The sequence below is a fragment of the Pedobacter sp. AC379 genome (genome assembly GCF_979258145.1).
This window is the reverse complement of sequence record NZ_OZ409839.1, coordinates 3,872,019-3,889,597: the sequence shown is the minus strand read 5'-3', so window position 1 is coordinate 3,889,597 and position 17,579 is coordinate 3,872,019. Positions and strand designations below refer to the sequence as shown.

The window sequence follows — 17,579 nt, the reverse complement described above, 5'->3', positions numbered from 1 at the left end:
ACACGGTTCGGACCCGTGTGGCTAACCGGAAATCCGGCTCACCTTTAATCTCCATTAAAAGCCATGCAAATTAAGAAAATTTTGCTATTGGGCATGCTATGTGCCTGTGTAATTTTTGCTTCTGCCCAAAATCGACTCTCGGGTATCTCGGGGCAAATCAAAACCAGTGATGGAACTCCGCTTCCAGGGGCTACAATTAAAATCCACAAAAGCAATTATGGTACTTTAACGGATCAACGAGGTGAGTTTAAAATCTTAAATATCGTTTCTGGTCGCTATACGCTACAGGTATCTGCCATTGGATTTAAAACGCAAAAAAAGGAAATCACTATTACTGAAGGACAAACAATAGCTTTAAATTTTAGCTTGTCAGAATCCTCAGAGCAGATGGAAACCGTAAACGTTATCGGCAGAACATCCAGTCAGGAAGTGAACAGGCAGGCCTTTAACGTAACAGCTGTCGACGCTAAGAAGTTGTACAACACCACGCTTGATATTTCTGGTGCATTAGATCGTGTAGCGGGTATAAGGGTGAGGGAATCGGGAGGCGTTGGTTCGAATTTTAACCTTTCATTAAATGGTTTTTCAGGTAATCATGTGCGCTATTTTATCGATGGCATCCCGATGGATAATTTTGGCTCATCATTTCAGATCAATAATATTCCAATCAACATTGCTGATAGAATTGAGGTGTATAAAGGTGTGGTGCCGATGTGGCTGGGTTCAGATGCTTTGGGTGGTGCTATTAACATTGTAACTGGCGATCGTTACCGCAATTATATCGATGCTTCTTACTCTTTTGGCTCATTTAATACGCATAGGAGCGTAATTAATGCAGCAGTAACATCAAGAAGTGGCTTAACTTTTCAATTAAACGCTTTCCAGAATTATTCGGATAATGATTATAAAGTGAATGTAGAAGCATCTGACATTTATACTGGAGCTTACGCGCCAAAAGCTGCTTTAAGAAGATTTAATGATACTTACCATAACGAAACCTTAATTGCAAATGTAGGTGTTGTGGGTAAAAGTTATGCAGATAAGCTTTTGTTTGGCATAACAGTAGGTCAAAATTATAAGGAAATTCAAACTGGCGCCAGGATGGTTTCTGTTTTTGGTGGTTGGCACCGCAGGGGCAACATTCTTATGCCTACACTAAAATATAAAAAAGAGAACCTGATTAAGGGTTTAGACCTAACAATTAATGCCAATTACAATTTAGGTACCGAACAAAATATAGATACTTTAAATGTACGCTACGATTGGTACGGAAACAGTAAACCAAACGGAACAAATGGCGAGCGTTCGCGCAGTTTATACAAATACAAAAACAACAATGGCCTGGCAACAACCATGTTGAATTATAAAATAGATGATCACCAATCGGTAGCCTTAAGTAATGTATTTACAACCTTTAACCGTAAGGGAAGTGATGAGTTAAATCCCACAAATGCAGATTATGAAAGGCCCCGTAAAACCAATAAGAACGTATTGGGCCTTGGTTATAGTTTCGATGTTAGAGACCGTTGGAGTGCAACATTGTTCGGGAAATACATTAACCAGGCGAATGTTAATGGAAATGGCAGCACAGCTGGTAAAAACAATATTGAGCGGTTGGGTTATGGTACAGCGGTAACTTATTTTGTAAACCGGAATATGCAGTTAAAAGCATCCTATGAGCTTACCAACCGGATGCCGGAAGCGCAGGAGATTTTTGGTGATGTAGAAAACCAGGATGCAAACCCAGGTTTAAAACCAGAAAAAAGCGACAATTTTAATTTAGGCCTCAGCTATGGCTTTGCTTTAAATAAAGATCACAATTTCTCTTTTACCGCCAATGCCATATACCGCAATGCCACTAATTTTATCTACAACAGGTTAAATCAGAATCAATCGAAATTGGTAGCCGATAACCGCGATGGGGTAAGAACGGTAGGTGGTGATGCCGAAATCAGGTATTCGTATAAAAACTGGTTAAGCGTTGGTACTACCGTAACCTATCAGAATCTTAAAAATCTGCAGAAGTATGAAATTAATCCAAGCACAGGCGAAAAGTTTACCAATGTAAGTAATGTGTATCTCGATCAGATGCCAAACATTCCTTACCTGTATGGCAATAGTGATGTTTCTATTTCATTAAAAAACGTTGGCCACAAAGGCAATAACCTCTCTATTGGCTATAACCTGTTATATGTTCATGCTTTTTGGCTTTATTGGCCAAGTCAGGGAGCTGTAGGTGATAAAAAAGTGATCCCACAGCAGTTTAACCATGATTTAAACTTTGTGTACAGTTTAAAACAAGGCCGCTATAATATTGGCCTTGAAGCCAAAAACATTACCAATGCCGAACTCTTCGATAATTTTAGTCTTCAAAAACCAGGTAGGGCATTCTACCTCAATCTTAGATATTTCATTAATAAAATCAATAATTAAAATAAAATCAGTTCATATGAAAACAAACTTTACAAAAGCGTTTATTGCGCTTGCTTTCGCTGCGGTACTTAGTTCTTGTTCAAAAAAAGAAGAAGGTGAAAATGTACCCGAAAACCCTGGGAATTATATTTTGGCGGTAACTCCTGTTGCTTCTACCGGTGTTGCAGATTACTTGCTTACTGCCAGCGATTTGGATAAAGGAACCATTTCTACTGCCGGAAACGGTGTAGAACAAGATGGAACTTACCGTTACTATGTTACCCACAACAATAAGTTCTTCAGTATGCTTTACGGACAGGGAAATCCTGGAGCAGTAACCACTTACAATATTTTAGCTGGTAAATTAAATAAGGTTTCAAATTTCCAAACCGAAACCGTACAGGCTTTTGCACCGGTTAATGATGACTTATTATTGGTTAAAATTCCCAGAAACCTAACCGCCCCAACAGCTAATTTTTACCGTGTAAATACCAACAGCCTTTTAATTTCAGGCGAAGGTACACTAGATGCCCTGGCACCTGCAAACAATGGAGAAATTGCTCACTTTAGCTGGATTAAACAGGTTGGAAATAAGGTTTATGCGCCGTTTTTCTGTATTAACGGAAGCAGATTCTGGACAAAATATCCAAATACGGCATGGATAGCTGTTTATTCTTATCCAGATATGAAATTGGAGAAAGTAATTAAAGACGACCGTACCAGTTTTATAGGAAGATATTTTACCGATGGATTGGGTGTAGTAGAAAATGGAGACGTTTATGCGTTTTCGAGCTCAGTAGCTGTTGACGATAATACTGAAACCCCTGATGTGCTTACTGATTCTAAAATCACCTCTACCAAACCATCTGCCATTACAAAAATCAAAGCTGGTACAACCGAATTCGATTTAACCTATTTCCTTGATTTCGAATCTGTATCAGGTGGTTATGTAATTACCAACTGGATTTATATTGGTGGTAATAATTTCATCGTAAATGCGGTATTAAAAGCCAACAAAGGTGCCTATGTAAATGGAAAAACGATTGGCGTTTTAAACGTGGTTGATAAAACCTTCAAAAAAGTATCTGGCCTTCCTGCAGAAACAGCCATATCAAGCATTACTACAAACAACTATACCCCAAAAGATGGAAAACTGGCCTACCTGGGTTTCAATTTAACAGATGGTACCAGCTACGTATACAAAATAGATGCTGCTACAGCAACTGCAACCAGAGGCTTAAAAGTTGAAGGCGGAGTAATTACAGCTGTTCAACATTTAAAATAACCGCAAAATTATCACCTCAACAAACAAAACAGAACAATGGCAACGGTAAACAAAACTACTCCAGCAAAGAAAAAAAATAAAGATTCATTATTTAACCGGATCAATAAATGGCTTCACCTCTGGCTTGGCCTTATATCCGGAGTCATTGTTCTTATTGTTTGTATAACAGGCTGTATCTGGGTTTTTAATGAAGAAATTACAGGTTTTTTAGAACCCGAAACCAAAATAGAAAAGCAGGATAAGCCTGTTATTACACCTTCGCAGCTCAGTGCGATTGCTTTTAAGCTTTATCCTGAAAAAGTTCCTGCTTATGCACAGTATCAGCAGGGTAGAGCAATTAACTTGAATCTAAGAGGGAAGAAAGACGAAGGAAGAAGAGGCGGTGGCACAAGTTTGAAGATTAATCCATATACAGGGGAAGTAATCAGCAAAGTGGTGCACAAAAAAGGAGAGGTTGATTTTTTTAGATTTATCCTTAACGGTCATCGATTTTTGTGGTTACCTTTTGGCATCGGGCGGCCGATTGTAAATTACGGCACCATGGTGTTTGTTGTTTTATTAATTACCGGATTGATTTGGTGGTATCCAAAAAAATGGAACAAATCTACCCGTGATAAGAGCTTTAAAATTAAGTGGGGTGCTTCATTTAAAAGGGTAAATCTTGATCTGCATAATGTTATGGGCTTTTATTCTTTGATTTTTTTGCTTTTTATCGCTTTAACCGGTATGGTATATGGCATTAAATGGTACAGTGAAGGTTTATATTGGGTAACTTCAGGAGGCGAAAAACTAGGCGATTTCCAACGTTTGGAATCTGACTCTTTAGCACTTGGAAAATTCTACACACCACAAAAAGCAATGGATTTGGCCTGGCAAAAAGTGATTACCCGTCATCCTAAATCGCAGGGATTCTATTATACATTTCCAGATACATCAAAAGCAAAAGCAACGATTAACATTACAGTTTATCCCAATACCGGCCAGTTTTACAACAACCAGGGTTATACTTTTGATCAACACACTTTAAAAGAATTTAAACGCGAAGGGGTTTATTCAATTCCTTATGAAGAAGCAGATTTTGGTGGCAAACTTAGAAAAATGAACTACGATATTCACGTAGGAAGTATTTTAGGCTTTCCAGGCAAAGTACTGGCATTTTTAGCTTCGCTTATTGGTGCAAGTTTGCCAATAACGGGTTTCCTGATTTGGTATGGTAGAAAATTTAAGAAAAAAAAGAAGAAAGAACCCGTTTTAACCGAAGGTGATAATAAAACTGGGGGTTTTAAGCCAAGGGCGAAAATCCCAGTTAAAAAGGTTGAAGAAGTTTTGCAATAATGTCTTTTGCATTTATGCAACCGTATTGTTGTTGCGAATAATCGGGATCAGCATATTTCTCGCTGGAACCTTAAATAAATTCAAAGTGATTAAAAAAGAAAACCCGGAAATGATTCGGGTTTTCTTTTTTAATGTTTTTTACAATTTTACCTTTTTTGCTTTAGGTTCAGGTTTTTCGGGTAATTGGATTGATAAAATTAAATCAATGCTTTCCGAATTGGTTTCATAATCGGCTGCAATTTTTTCCCATCTTTTTAATTCTGCCTGTAAGGTTTCAATTTCCTTACCTAAGGATTCGATCTTATTTTGGATTGATTTTCTAACATTTGTATTTGCCATAACACAAAATTATGATTTGGAGGCTTATGTTTAAACTTCTTTATGCAAATTATGGATGTAAATAACGCTAAGTGTTCTATTTCAATGAGTTTTATTCTTAAAAAATTTTCAACAATAGTGAAGAACAGATAAAAAGCACAACCCAGGATAAAAATGTGCAATCATTTGTTATTTTTACCCTACATCCCTAACAAACATGAAGAAAAATAACAGCTGCGATCTTAAAACCTGTTTTATGTGCCAACTTTCTTTAAAAGAATGGCATCCTGCTATTGCAAATCATAAAAGAAATTTCATTGCAAAAAAAGGGGAGGTTATAATCAGGGAAGGCGATCCGGTAAGTGGGGTATATTTTGTTACTTCAGGAAATGTAAAAGTGCATAAACAGTGGGGCGACAAAGAATTGATTTTGCGTTTTGCCAATGATGGGGCTATATTTGGTCATCGGGGAATCAGCAGCAGCATTGATATTTATCCAATTTCAGCAACCGCTTTAGAAACCACTAAACTATGTTTTGTTGACATCGATTTTTTTAAAGCCACAATAAAGGTAAACCAGGAATTTGCTTATAGTTTATTAATGTTTTATGCTGATGAGTTACATTCTTCAGAAAAGAAAATGCGTAACCTGGCATTAATGTCTGTTAAAGGCAGGTTAGCGGTTGCCATTTTAGGATTGAGGGATCAATTTGGCCTGGATGCAGATGGATTTTTAAACCTGGCATTAAGCCGTCAGGATTTAGCCGCATTTACCGGTGCAACTTACGAAACCGTTTTTAGGACGATGAATGAATTGCTTGCAGAAAAATTAATTATAGTGAACGGCAAACAGATTGGTATTTTAAATGAAGTTGGCCTGATTGATTTGAGTAGTAAATAACGATGGTTTTATATCTTTAGATTTTTAAATAGATTGGTGCCACACTGAGGGATAATTTATTTTATAAAAATCAAATTAAGTGATAGTTGCGCTTAAAAAATTAATTATCAGCATCTTATGTTAGGAATCATTTTATGTGGAGGGCAAAGTTTACGAATGGGCACTGATAAAGGTTTACTCTGCCATCAAAATAAGCTTTGGGCACAAATTGCATACGATAAATTGAGTACTATGAATTTATCGGTTCAATTTTCTGTCAACCCATTGCAGCAAGAAACCTATACCGATTATTTCGGAAAAGAAAATCTAATTGTAGATCACCATTTTTCTGATGTAAAAGGGCCATTATTGGGTGTGCTTTCCGCTCATTTATCCAATCCTGACGAAGATTTATTTCTCTTAGCTTGCGATATGCTGATGATGGAAACGCATTTATTGCAACAACTTATGCAAGCGTTTAAAACTGATGATGGTTTCGATGCTTACGTTTTCAGTAAGGATGCTCAGCAAGAACCCTTATGTGGAATTTATAAAGCTCAAGGCTTAAAAAAAATTATTGAACTATTTAACAGGAGAGGTTTAGGCAGGCACAGCATGAAATATGTTTTAAGCAAATTACATGTATGCGAAATTGCTATAGCAGATGAGGATTCCCATTATTTTGGAAATTTTAATTCAAAAGAGGAAATAAACGACCTAAAGTAATCCTGACTTTAGTTAAATGACTATTCATAAGAAAAATGCCAACTAAGTTTAAGTTAAACGTAATTTCATATTTACAAAATCTGCAAAACCGATTGATCAATTTTTGTGAAGTTATTTTTTTCACCTTCGCAAAGTGCACAGCAATAATGTGCTGGTAAATCGCTAAATGCGGTGCCAGGGGCAATGTTATTTTCAATTTCGCCAACGCTTTCGCTGTAAACAGTTAAGCAGCTATTGCATTGGTATAAAAAGCCAGCATCTTTTTTTTGATTTTCTTCTGCCTGGATACTTGGTACTTGTTTACCGGTTTTGATGGCATTTAAGCGGTATTTGTAAAATTTAAATATCGCACGCCTGAGTTGTTCGGGTAAGAGAAAACCGGGGTTGCTTCGGCTAAAAATTTCTCCTGTACGCTCATTCGGATTAAAATCCTTTGCACATAAAATATCATAAACGGCAAACAGTTTTAAGCCTAAAAAATTAATCAGATGGCGTTTTTGAATTAATATGCTGCTAAAAACCTCACTTTTTTTACGGGTTTTAATGCCAAAACAAATTCCAAACGTTCGGGTATCGTCGATACTTAAATGTTTAACCAGTACGCTTTTCAAAGCTAAACCTTCATTGCAGTTGTCTTCCACCTGAAAATTAAGCTCGTTGGCTGCATGCCGCATGTTAACCTCAAATTCTTCGAGCAAAGTATTCCAAAGGCTTTTATCTTTTTCATCAATCCCCTTTACAATGATTGTTTTCCATGAAGTGCAACACAATTGCCCCAGTTTGGTATCTAAGCAAAGCTGACAGAGTTTTTTTAAAAATGCAATGCTAAAAAGTTCATCGCGCCTGTAAATGCCCAACCAATATTTGTTGTTGTAGCGGTTTAAACCTTCGTAATAAGGCAAGTTGAATGAAGAGAGTGAAACCGTATTTTCAGCAGGTTTAAGGATAAAGTTTTTCGGTTCTAAGCGTGCAAAAAGATCTTCACCACTTGCTAAAGCATTATCCACAAAATCTGCTGCATTATTTTTAATGATGTTATCCAAAGCTTTGGTAACCTGCGCAATGTGATTGGTGTAACAGAGTTGGTTCCATTCGTAGGTTACATTGGTTTTTGGGAACCGGATAATTAAATGCCAGTAATGTTCTGATTTCGAAGAAGCAATCCAGTTGATGTTGCCAGTTAACATTGGCGTAAAACTCTGGTCGCTATCGCAAATATTCACCTTTATTGAAGGTTTAAAATCAATTTCATCTAAAATATCTTTATAAACGCCTTCAGTAAGCCAGGTTTTGCGGATAAAAATCTCTTCAGCAGGATAGGAGCTAATGATATTTGGATAATTGATGGCATCAACTTCGAAATCAACACCCAATTTATCCAGTTCGCTGGTAAAAATTTCTATGTTGTAGGTGGTGGTATCAAGTAAGAGTTGCTGCCGTAAACCAAAGCGCACATATTGGATCCTAGCTTTTGCTGCGGCCACAAGAATGTTGTAGAGGTTACCAGGGGAGATAATTCCGCCAGGGAAGTTTATAAAAACAGTTTGATACATAGCTTTAAGTATTTAGCAATCCAAATTCTGCTATGGCTTTAGCAAAATTTTTGTTTTCGTGCCCAGGTCGGCATAATTTCAAAAGTGCAAATCTTTGAATGTTAGTGAGTTTACGCCATTGTTCAATGGTTAACTGGAAGGCTAACGCTGCTGATTTATCTTGTAGCATTGCAGGGATTTGATGCAAATTACCCCAGTCGGGTAATAGATCGATAGGTATTGTAGTGGCCTGGTTTCCGGTATATTTAGCTATAAGCCCGATCAGATACTGATGATAGCGATCTGTTTCATCCTGTGTAAAAACAGGCATAAGTGCCAGCTTAACCCGCTCTGATGAATGGAATTTGCTCCATTCGGCCAATTTTAGCTTTATTCCCGCTGCATCCATCTTAAAACGGACTACCATAGGGATGCAGCGCATATTTTCTTCAATAAAATCTTCTTCGAACTGAAAATATTCAATCCCTTTAAGGTTTATAAATTCAGAAGGGGTGAGTTTTACTTTCATCATTTTGTTTAATTTTTAGGTTGTTTTTGGTCACTTTGTCTAATGCGATCTCAGGCTTAGGCTCTGTTTTTAATACATTTACAAACGAATCTAAAATCGCTTTCACTTCGGGGCGGCAACTGCCACAACCCATTCCGGCACCCGTTAACTGGCATAACTGCAAATGATCTTTACAGCCATCCTTTATTTTGTTAATGAGATTTCCTTCGCCAACATTGTTACAGCTGCAAACCGTTTTGCCAATAATTGGTTCAGTTGTTTTGCCGCTCCTTAAAAGTTGAAGCCGCTTTTCGCTAAGCTCCATTTTATTTTCAATCAGGTTTCTGAATTCCAAAAACTCACTTTTATCTCCAATCAGTATTGCGCCAACCAATTTGTCATTGTGCACAATACATTTCTTATAATATCGCTTTGCTTTGTCAATAAAAACAATTTCTTCATAGGTAGGATCGTTATTGGGTATTTCTGCCAAGCCCAAAGAGCAAAGTTCTAAGCTGTGCATTTTAAGAATGTTCATCAATAAGCTGCCTTGGTAAAATTTGGCAATATCACCACAGAGAAAGCGGGCAACAATTTCTGCCTGTTGTTCTGCTGCTGCGGTAATACCGTACATTTGTCCTTTAAATTCTGCAATTTCACCGATGGCATAAATGTCTTTTTCGCTTGTTCTCAAGTACTCATCAACCACTACTCCCCGTATACATTCAATACCTGCTTCTTTAATCAGTTCTGTATTGGGAACGGTGCCGATAGCAATTACCAGTGATTCGCAATTGAGCAATAAACCGCTTTTTAAACGGATGCCAGCAATACTTTTTTCTCCGATAATGCGGTCTACCTCATCATTATAGAAAATTTCGATGCCTTTGCTGATCAATTCTTCGTGCAATAACTGACTGCCAAGTGCATCTAACTGGCGGCCCATTAATCTTGATATCCTTTGAATAATGGTTACTTTTGATCCTGTTTCGGCTAGGGAAGTGGCCAGTTCTATCCCTAATAAACCTCCGCCAACAATTACCACTTTTCCGCTTGTGCTATCAACATGTTTTTTAAAACTGTCGGCATCGTTACGGCTGCGCATGGTAAATATTCCATTTATTTTAGGAATGTCTTTAAGCGCAAAAGCCCTGCTTCCGGTTGCCAGAAGCAGAATATCGTAATGATGGGTTTTGCCATTGCTATCGGTAACGGTTTTATCCCCTTTATTAATTTTATCAATGCCTAAACCGCGGTGTAACTTAATGCGGTAGTCGGTTTCTTCGCTATCGCTCATTTTTATGAGGTTATGCCAGGGCAGGGTGCCGATAATATAATCGGGAAGAAGTACACGGTTGTAAAAAGGAAAATTTTCTTTACTAAAAATCTCAATATCATCTTCGGTATTTAAGGCCCTGTAGCTTTTAACAAAACCACAAGCTCCGGCACCTGCACCTATAACAATAATTTTTTGCTTTTCTTTTTGATATAGTTTTACCTGTACCGCACTAAATTTGAAATCAGGCTCTTTGCTCTGCGGATCAACCAGGTTATTGGTGAGGTTATTTACACGATTTAAATCACTTATTAAGATTTTACCCCAATGCATGGGCATAAAAACAACTCCTGGTTTAATATCTACCGAAAATTTTGCCTTTACACGTACATTTCCACGTAAACTCGAAATTTCGACTATTTCATTGTCTTTTATGTTCCTGTTTTCAGCATCAATCGGATTAATTTCTAAAAAAGATTCACTGATGTGTTGATTCAGCTTATTTACCTTACCCGTTTTACTCCTTGTATGCCATTGATCTCGAATTCTTCCAGTAGTTAAAATAAGTGGATGTTCTGGTGTTAATGGTTCTGATTGGTTCTGGTCATCAAATGATAGGATATTTGCTTTTTTATCTGGAGTATAGAATTGATGATCGGTAAATAATCTAGCCGTACCAAAAGTGTTTTCTTCTTTGGTGTAGGGCCACTGAACGGCTCTTTTTTCTTTTAAGATCTCATAATTAAGGCCGCTGATATCGATATGGGTTCCGGCCGTTAAGGCAGCGTGTTCGTGATATATCTCAGCAGCATCTTTAAAATCGAAGCCATGGTAACCCATTTTTTTTGCAAAGCGGCAAATAATTTCAGAATCTGGTAAAGCCTCGCCCGGTGCTTCTATCACTTTACTGAGGTAAGAAATATAGCGGCCGGCATTGGTCATGGTACCTTCTTTTTCTACCCATGCAGCCGCAGGCAATACTACATCTGCATATTTTAGGGTTTCAACCGTATTGCTAATGTCTTGCACAACAACAAACTTTGCCTTTTTTAATCCTTCTTCAGCCTTCCTCACATCGGGTAAACTAATTAGCGGGTTGGTACACAAGATCCATATTGCTTTAAGTTTTCCGCTATTCAGTTCATCAAACATTTCAGTTGCGGATAATCCCGGTTTAGCTTGTATGGTGCCTAGTGGAATCTGCCAAAATTTTTCAACTTCATTGCGGTGATTTTCATCGCTCAATATGCGGTGTGCAGGCAATAAATTACTCAAGCCGCCAACTTCACGTCCACCCATGGCATTAGGCTGGCCGGTTAATGAAAAAGGACCACTGCCCGGTTTGCCGATGTGCCCGGTAATCAGGTTTAGGTTAATGAGCGAAAGGTTTTTATTGGTGCCTACTACGCTTTGGTTAAGTCCCATCGTCCACATGGTGATAAAACCCTTTGCTTGGCCAATGTAAGATGCTGCTAAGCGAATATCGCTTTCCGTTACCCCACAAATTGCAGCTGCCTCTGCCAAAGAAGTTTTAAAAACTGTATGATGGTACTTCTCATAGCCATTGGTGCTGTTTGTGATAAAATCTGCATCCACTTTTCCATCTTCAATTAAGCATCTGCCAATGGCATGGTGCAGCGTAATATCTGTGCCTGGATTAAGCTGTAAATGAACATCTGCCAGCGAGCAGGTTTGTGTTTTTCGGGGGTCGCTAACGATAATTTTCAGATTAGGATTTTTCTGTTTTGCGGCTTCAACACGGCGCCATAGGATAGGATGGCACCATGCCGGATTTGCTCCTACCACAAAAATACAATCGGCAATTTCTATATCATCGTAACTAATGGGTACGGCATCTTCACCTAAACTCATTTTATAACCAACAACCGCACTGCTCATACATAAGCGGCTGTTGGTATCGATGTTATTGCTACCGATAAATCCTTTAATTAATTTATTTACTACATAATATTCTTCAGTTAAACATTGGCCACTGGCGTAAAAAGCTACACTATCCGGACCATGTTTTTTAATCAGTGCTTTAAAAACTGCTGCTGTTCTTTCTAGCGCGGTATCCCAACTTACCCTTTGGAGCGGCATATTTTTATTATAGCGCATTTCCGGGTAAAGTAACCTATCGCTTTTATCATTTGCCGTATAGTGAAGGTTCATCCCCTTGCTGCATAACATCCCTTTGTTTACCGGATGGTTTTTATCTCCTTCAACTGTTATCCGCTCGTGGATATCCTTATTTACAACAATCCCACAGCCCACGCCGCAGTAGCAACAGGTGGTTGTTTGGTTGGGCGATATGTTTTTTTCTTCTTTCAAATCAGATCAGCTGGTAGGGTAATTTCGTTGGTGTTTTTTATTTGCTTGGTGTAAGCACCAAATCTTCAACTGCCGATCTTTTCTGCGCCATAACGGTTCTGAATATGAAAACCGCAATCCCGACCCCAAGTATAATAAAACCAAGAAGTGTAAATGCACTGGTATAATCAATCAGATCTTTTTGAACGTTAATTCCGTTTTCAATAACATTTTTGGTAGCATGATTGGCTTTGGCTTTAAACATGAAGGCTATTAGCATGGCACCAATGTTGCCGCCAGCACCAACAATACCAGCTACACTGCCCACAGCAAGTGGGTTAATGAATGGAACAAGGCTATAAGTTGCGCCATTGGCCATTTTTAAACTTAGGCCGAAAACAAACATCATGAAAATGGCCATTCCGATATTGCCTGATTTTGCGAACCAGATTAAGCCGATTCCCTCTACTAAAAGCAATAAAGCGAGTAAAAGTGTTTTGCCATCAAATCCCCAGGTTTTGCCAATTTTATCGGCAACAATTCCACCTAGTGGCCTGGCGAAAATATTAATCCAGCCAAAAATACCTGCAACCATACCTGCAATAGCTATTGTTGCGCCAAATGAGTCGGTAAAAAAGATCGGTGCAAAGTTATCTACGGTAATTTCTACGCCAAAACAGGCTGCATAAGCAATGGTTAAAATCCAGGTGCGGTAATCTTTTGCGGCTAATAAAAAAGTGTTTTTGGTACTTTTTACGGTTTCATCCTTCACGTCTTTAAAATCGCCCTGTGGTGTATCCAAGGTATACCGGTTGTATAAGAATGCACAGATAAGCAGCATTACACCAGGAAAAATCATGGCATATCTCCAGCTATCTTCTGTACTACAAAATCCCAGGGCTGTAAAACCAGATGCAATTAAAGGCATAAATAGATTGGCAGCACCACCACCGGCATTGCCAAAACCACCTGCTGTTGCATTTGCCGTTCCTTTAATACTGGAAGCAAACATTATTGAGGTATGAAACTGGGTGATTACGAATGATGCGCCGATTACGCCAATCGCTAAGCGGAAAAGTAAAAATGATGTATAAGAATGGCTGGTGCCGATTAAGAGTACCGGAATGGCGCAAAGCACTAAAAGCCAGGTATAAATCAGTTTAGGCCCAAATTTATCAATCAACCTACCTATAAGTAAACGGGCAATTATGGTGGCCGATACTGAGGCAATTTGAATATTGCCAACCTGATCTTTAGTGAGGTGAAGCTGCTCTCTTGCAATCTTCATCAAAGGGGCCATTCCAAACCAGGCGAAAAAACAGAAGAAAAATGTAAGCCAGGTAATGTGGAAGGTCTTCATCTGAACACCCTTAAGCGAAAATATATTAAGTTTATCCAGTGGTTTAGTTGTGGTATTCTGTATCATAATGTTCGGTTTTAGCGTGAAACGGTTCATGTTAAAATTTATAGCCTAAGCCTACACCCGCGTTCCATTTACCATTTTTTACGGCAGTTTTAGGATTATAATATAGCGGAACCTGTAGTGCGATATGCCGGAATGCTGCCGTTAAGCCAAAACCAAGGTTTGGCGTAAGGGCCGCATTTTTTGGGGCACCGGCAGCAACTTTATCTTCTTTGATTCGTAAGCTTGGAAGTAGCCCCAGTAATATGGTATAAGGTTTTTTGCTAAATTTTATACTCGGACCGGTACAGTTGATAAAAGCACCGTGATCAACATAACCTGCAACGATGGTACCATCGAATAAAACAGCTTTAGTTTGCGATTTTGCCGAAAAAAAGAACAAGGTAAGTGCGAGGCAGCCTGTTATGGCTACATAATTAGATATTTTCATAATGTTTTGGTTTGGTTAAATTTTTAATCCGGAAAAGTTTAAATCTTACTGGGTCAGGTTAAGATTTTGGCGTTGTGCCAATGTAAACAGTTCCGTTTTCTATCTTTACAGGATAGGTTTTTATGGCGCATTCATCGCCGCTTAAACATTCGCCGGTGCTCAATGAGAATGTTTTTTTGTGGAAAGGGCATGCTACCTTAGGTTCATCGGTAGTAGAGCCAATCATGCCACGGCTTAGTGCCATCTGCTTTTTATGCGGGCATTCATTTTGAGTGGCATACCACTCATTTCTTCTGGTGAAATAGAAAAGTGCAATCTGCTCTTCACCATGTTTTATACACACGCCACCGTTTTCAATGGCATCCTCGACTCGGCACGCTGCCAGCCAATTCGATTGTTCTTTCATAATTTTGGGTTTTATAAAGTTTGTAAAGGATTAGTTTATAAGGTTTTCCATTCTGCGGTTCTTTTTTGTCCGCGCATTTCAACAAATTCGATTGTTGGGTCTTTATCTTCAGGTGCGTTTACAAAATGAGAGAATCTTTTTCTGATTGCAGGGTTCTCAACAGCTTCTTTCCACTCACATTTATACGAGGCAATTAAATTTTCAATTTCATTTTCCCATTGGGCCGCCATACCCAAACTATCATTGATGATTACATTTCGCAAATAATCTATTCCACCTTCCATTTTGTTCAGCCAGGTTGCCGTACGGGTAAGTGGATCAGCGGTACGGATGTAAAACATTAAAAATCTGTCGATGTATTGGATGCAGGTTTCGCTATCCAAGTCTGTAGCCAGCAAAAGGGCATGTTGTGGTTTGCTCCCTCCATTACCACACACATACAAATTCCAGCCTTTTTCGGTGGCAATAATGCCAAAATCTTTACTTTGGGCTTCTGCGCACTCTCTTATACAGCCACTTACAGCCGACTTAAATTTATGAGGCGCCCGTATGCCTCTGTATCTTTCTTCAATCCTGATGGCAAAACTAACACTGTCGTGTAATCCAAACCTGCACCATGTGCTACCCACGCAACTTTTAACTGTTCTTAAACCTTTTCCATAGGCGTGCCCGCTTTCAAAGCCGGCCGCAATTAATTCCTCCCAAATGATGGGAAGATCGTTAAGGTGTGCGCCAAACATATCTATCCGTTGCCCGCCGGTTATTTTGGTGTAGAGGTTGTATTTTTTAGCAACTTCGCCAATTACAATCAATTTATCAGGTGTAATTTCTCCACCCGGCACCCTTGGCACTACAGAATATGAACCTCCTTTTTGGATGTTGGCCAAAAAACGGTCGTTACTGTCTTGCGCTACATCGTTTCCTTTTTTAAGGATCATTTCGTTCCATAAGCTGGCAAGGAGTGACGATACCAGTGGTTTGCACACTTCGCAGCCATCATTTTTGCCTAAGGCATCCAGCACCTCATCATAACTTTTTAATTCGTGGATATGGATCAGGTCAAAAAGTTCTTGCCGGCTATAATTAAAATGCTCGCAGATTACATTTTTAATGTATTTGCCTTGTGATTTTAAGGTGTAAGTCATTAAATCCTTTACCATTGGTAAACAACCACCACAACCGGTACCTGCTTTGGTGCATTTTTTCAGGTCATCGATGTTTTCGCAAGAACCATCTGCTACCGCAGCACAGATATCGCCTTTAGTAACACCTTCGCAACTGCATATTAATGCACTATCCGGTAAACCGGTAATTCCGGCCCCGCCAGCTGGTTCACTTCCTCCCCGTGCACCAAGTATCAGTTCTTCAGGGTTTTCTGGTAAAACAATTCGGTTATTAGAGGTTTGCAACAGCAGGTTGTACGCTGTTGCATCTCCAATTAATATACCTCCTAAAAGGTATTGCCCGTCATTACTAACATTTATTCTTTTGTAAACTCCTTTGTGTTTGTTTTCGAAAATGATGGTGCGGCAATCTGGTTCAGTAATAAAGTTATCGCCGAAACTCGCTACGTCGATGCCGATGAGTTTGAGTTTAGTGCTCATGTCAAATCCGGTAAAAGCTTTATCGCCTTGGCAAAGGTTTGTGGCCAATACTTCGGCCATTTCATAACCTGGGGCAATTAAACCATAAATCATTCCATCGTATAAAGCACATTCACCAATGGCATATATGGCAGGATCGCTGGTTTGCATTTTTTCGTTAACGATAATTCCCCCTCGTGCACCAACTTCAACACCGCAGGCTTTTGCCAGTTCATCACGTGGTTTAATACCGGCAGAAATCACCAGCATATCAACATCTATAACCGTATCATCGCTAAATTTTAATGCGGTAATGCGGCCGTCGCCTTCAATACTGGTGGTGTTTTTATTTAAGTGGATGTGTAAACCTAAATCTGCTAGTTTCGATTTAAGCATGTCGCTACCGGCCGCATCAATTTGCCTCGGCATTAAGCGGGGAGCAAATTCAATGATACTCGTTTTCTCAATTCCCAGATCGATTAACGCTTTAGCGGCTTCTAAACCCAATAAACCGCCTCCAATAACCGAAGCCGTTTTAGCCTTTTTTGCATAACCACTAATCAAATCCAGATCTTCTATTGTGCGGTAAACAAAAACGCCATCTTTTTCAATTCCGGGTATATTGGGTACAAAAGTACCAGAACCCGTAGCGAAAACTAAAATATCGTAACTGTAGTCTGCTCCGTTAGCGGTGTAAACCTTTCTATGTTCACGGTCTATTTGTGTTACCGGATTATTTAAAAATAAGGTAATATCCTGTTCTTGATACCAGTTTTCTGTAGAAAGTGAGAGATCATCAGCTGTTTTGCCGTTAAAGTATTCGCTTAAGTGTACACGGTCGTAAGCCCTGCGAGGTTCTTCGCCAAAAACAATAATTTTGAAAGATTTTGTCTTTGATCTTAACTTTTCGCAGAATTTATATCCCACCATTCCATTTCCTATTACGATTATCTGTGGTTCTTTCATAAATCTTAAAGGTATTTTGAGTTTGTTAGTTGTATCAGTCGTTTTATTTATTCAATTATTCATCACACTATGTTTTTCAACGTAAATAATTGGTTTTTTAAATCATGATATTGTTTTTATATGATTTTTGATATTCAAATATAGATTATTATTGAGTAAAAAGTTATTTAAAAGTGATATTTATCATAA

At 38.7% G+C, this 17,579-nt stretch carries 13 protein-coding genes; 5 read left to right on the top strand and 8 right to left on the bottom strand.

Features of this window, described 5'->3' with window-relative positions:
- Positions 1-63 precede the first annotated feature (63 nt).
- Genes ACZZZW_RS16995 through ACZZZW_RS16985 form a run of 3 tightly spaced genes read left to right on the top strand, consistent with a single transcriptional unit; the run spans position 64 to position 5,032 of the window.
- Positions 64-2,433: a TonB-dependent receptor gene (locus ACZZZW_RS16995; RefSeq protein ID WP_055910382.1), complete on the top strand. Its 2,370-nt coding sequence runs from the start codon at positions 64-66 to the stop codon at positions 2,431-2,433.
- A gap of 16 nt (positions 2,434-2,449) precedes the next feature.
- Positions 2,450-3,697, top strand: coding sequence for a DUF4374 domain-containing protein (locus ACZZZW_RS16990; RefSeq protein WP_055910385.1), 1,248 nt, complete (start codon positions 2,450-2,452; stop codon positions 3,695-3,697).
- A 36-nt stretch (positions 3,698-3,733) separates the two neighbouring features.
- Positions 3,734-5,032: a PepSY-associated TM helix domain-containing protein gene (locus ACZZZW_RS16985; protein ID WP_463495152.1), complete on the top strand. Its 1,299-nt coding sequence runs from the start codon at positions 3,734-3,736 to the stop codon at positions 5,030-5,032.
- Positions 5,033-5,170: 138 nt separating this feature from the next.
- On the opposite strand, the gene ACZZZW_RS16980 is transcribed toward ACZZZW_RS16985, so the two are convergent.
- A complete protein-coding gene (locus tag ACZZZW_RS16980) occupies positions 5,171-5,371 on the bottom strand; it encodes a hypothetical protein (RefSeq protein ID WP_055910391.1) in 201 nt (66 codons plus the stop codon).
- 235 nt (positions 5,372-5,606) lie between these two features.
- Here ACZZZW_RS16980 and ACZZZW_RS16975 point away from each other — a divergent pair, with 235 nt between their 5' ends.
- Both ACZZZW_RS16975 and ACZZZW_RS16970 read left to right on the top strand, forming a co-directional pair.
- A complete protein-coding gene (locus tag ACZZZW_RS16975) occupies positions 5,607-6,251 on the top strand; it encodes a Crp/Fnr family transcriptional regulator (protein ID WP_463495150.1) in 645 nt (214 codons plus the stop codon).
- A 117-nt stretch (positions 6,252-6,368) separates the two neighbouring features.
- Entirely contained in the window at positions 6,369-6,956 is a 588-nt protein-coding gene (locus tag ACZZZW_RS16970; protein ID WP_082458786.1) for a molybdenum cofactor guanylyltransferase, read from the top strand.
- Between the two features lie 71 nt (positions 6,957-7,027).
- Here the strand turns inward: ACZZZW_RS16970 and ACZZZW_RS16965 are convergent, their stop codons facing one another.
- The 7 genes from ACZZZW_RS16965 to nirB are packed head-to-tail and all read right to left on the bottom strand — an operon-like array spanning position 7,028 to position 17,390.
- Entirely contained in the window at positions 7,028-8,509 is a 1,482-nt protein-coding gene (locus ACZZZW_RS16965; protein ID WP_463495148.1) for a rubredoxin, read from the bottom strand.
- A gap of 4 nt (positions 8,510-8,513) precedes the next feature.
- Positions 8,514-9,020, bottom strand: a complete 507-nt coding sequence (locus tag ACZZZW_RS16960) for a nitrate reductase associated protein (RefSeq protein WP_200912310.1) — start codon at positions 9,018-9,020, stop codon at positions 8,514-8,516.
- A complete protein-coding gene (locus tag ACZZZW_RS16955) occupies positions 8,992-12,603 on the bottom strand; it encodes a nitrate reductase (RefSeq protein WP_055910405.1) in 3,612 nt (1,203 codons plus the stop codon). The genes ACZZZW_RS16960 and ACZZZW_RS16955 overlap by 29 nt, the downstream gene beginning before the upstream one ends.
- A 37-nt stretch (positions 12,604-12,640) precedes the next feature.
- A complete protein-coding gene (locus ACZZZW_RS16950) occupies positions 12,641-14,008 on the bottom strand; it encodes an MFS transporter (RefSeq protein ID WP_055910436.1) in 1,368 nt (455 codons plus the stop codon).
- Between the two features lie 31 nt (positions 14,009-14,039).
- Positions 14,040-14,435: a hypothetical protein gene (locus tag ACZZZW_RS16945; protein WP_235526097.1), complete on the bottom strand. Its 396-nt coding sequence runs from the start codon at positions 14,433-14,435 to the stop codon at positions 14,040-14,042.
- Between the two features lie 58 nt (positions 14,436-14,493).
- Complete coding sequence (gene nirD, locus ACZZZW_RS16940) at positions 14,494-14,841, bottom strand: nitrite reductase small subunit NirD (RefSeq protein WP_463495144.1); 348 nt, start codon at positions 14,839-14,841, stop codon at positions 14,494-14,496.
- Between the two features lie 35 nt (positions 14,842-14,876).
- Complete coding sequence (nirB, locus tag ACZZZW_RS16935; protein WP_463495142.1) at positions 14,877-17,390, bottom strand: nitrite reductase large subunit NirB; 2,514 nt, start codon at positions 17,388-17,390, stop codon at positions 14,877-14,879.
- Between the last annotated feature and the right edge of the window lie 189 nt (positions 17,391-17,579).

Excerpts from the sequence above, each read along its gene's own strand:
- ACZZZW_RS16950 (WP_055910436.1), bottom strand. The coding sequence starts at position 14,008 with ATGATACAGAATACCACAACTAAACCACTGGATAAACTTAATATATTT.
- nirB (WP_463495142.1), bottom strand. The coding sequence starts at position 17,390 with ATGAAAGAACCACAGATAATCGTAATAGGAAATGGAATGGTGGGATAT.
- ACZZZW_RS16980 (WP_055910391.1), bottom strand. The coding sequence starts at position 5,371 with ATGGCAAATACAAATGTTAGAAAATCAATCCAAAATAAGATCGAATCC.
- ACZZZW_RS16985 (WP_463495152.1), top strand. The coding sequence starts at position 3,734 with ATGGCAACGGTAAACAAAACTACTCCAGCAAAGAAAAAAAATAAAGAT.
- ACZZZW_RS16975 (WP_463495150.1), top strand. The coding sequence starts at position 5,607 with ATGTGCCAACTTTCTTTAAAAGAATGGCATCCTGCTATTGCAAATCAT.
- nirD (WP_463495144.1), bottom strand. The coding sequence starts at position 14,841 with ATGAAAGAACAATCGAATTGGCTGGCAGCGTGCCGAGTCGAGGATGCC.
- ACZZZW_RS16945 (WP_235526097.1), bottom strand. The coding sequence starts at position 14,435 with ATGAAAATATCTAATTATGTAGCCATAACAGGCTGCCTCGCACTTACC.
- ACZZZW_RS16995 (WP_055910382.1), top strand. The coding sequence starts at position 64 with ATGCAAATTAAGAAAATTTTGCTATTGGGCATGCTATGTGCCTGTGTA.
- ACZZZW_RS16970 (WP_082458786.1), top strand. The coding sequence starts at position 6,369 with ATGTTAGGAATCATTTTATGTGGAGGGCAAAGTTTACGAATGGGCACT.
- ACZZZW_RS16990 (WP_055910385.1), top strand. The coding sequence starts at position 2,450 with ATGAAAACAAACTTTACAAAAGCGTTTATTGCGCTTGCTTTCGCTGCG.
- ACZZZW_RS16960 (WP_200912310.1), bottom strand. The coding sequence starts at position 9,020 with ATGATGAAAGTAAAACTCACCCCTTCTGAATTTATAAACCTTAAAGGG.
- ACZZZW_RS16965 (WP_463495148.1), bottom strand. The coding sequence starts at position 8,509 with ATGTATCAAACTGTTTTTATAAACTTCCCTGGCGGAATTATCTCCCCT.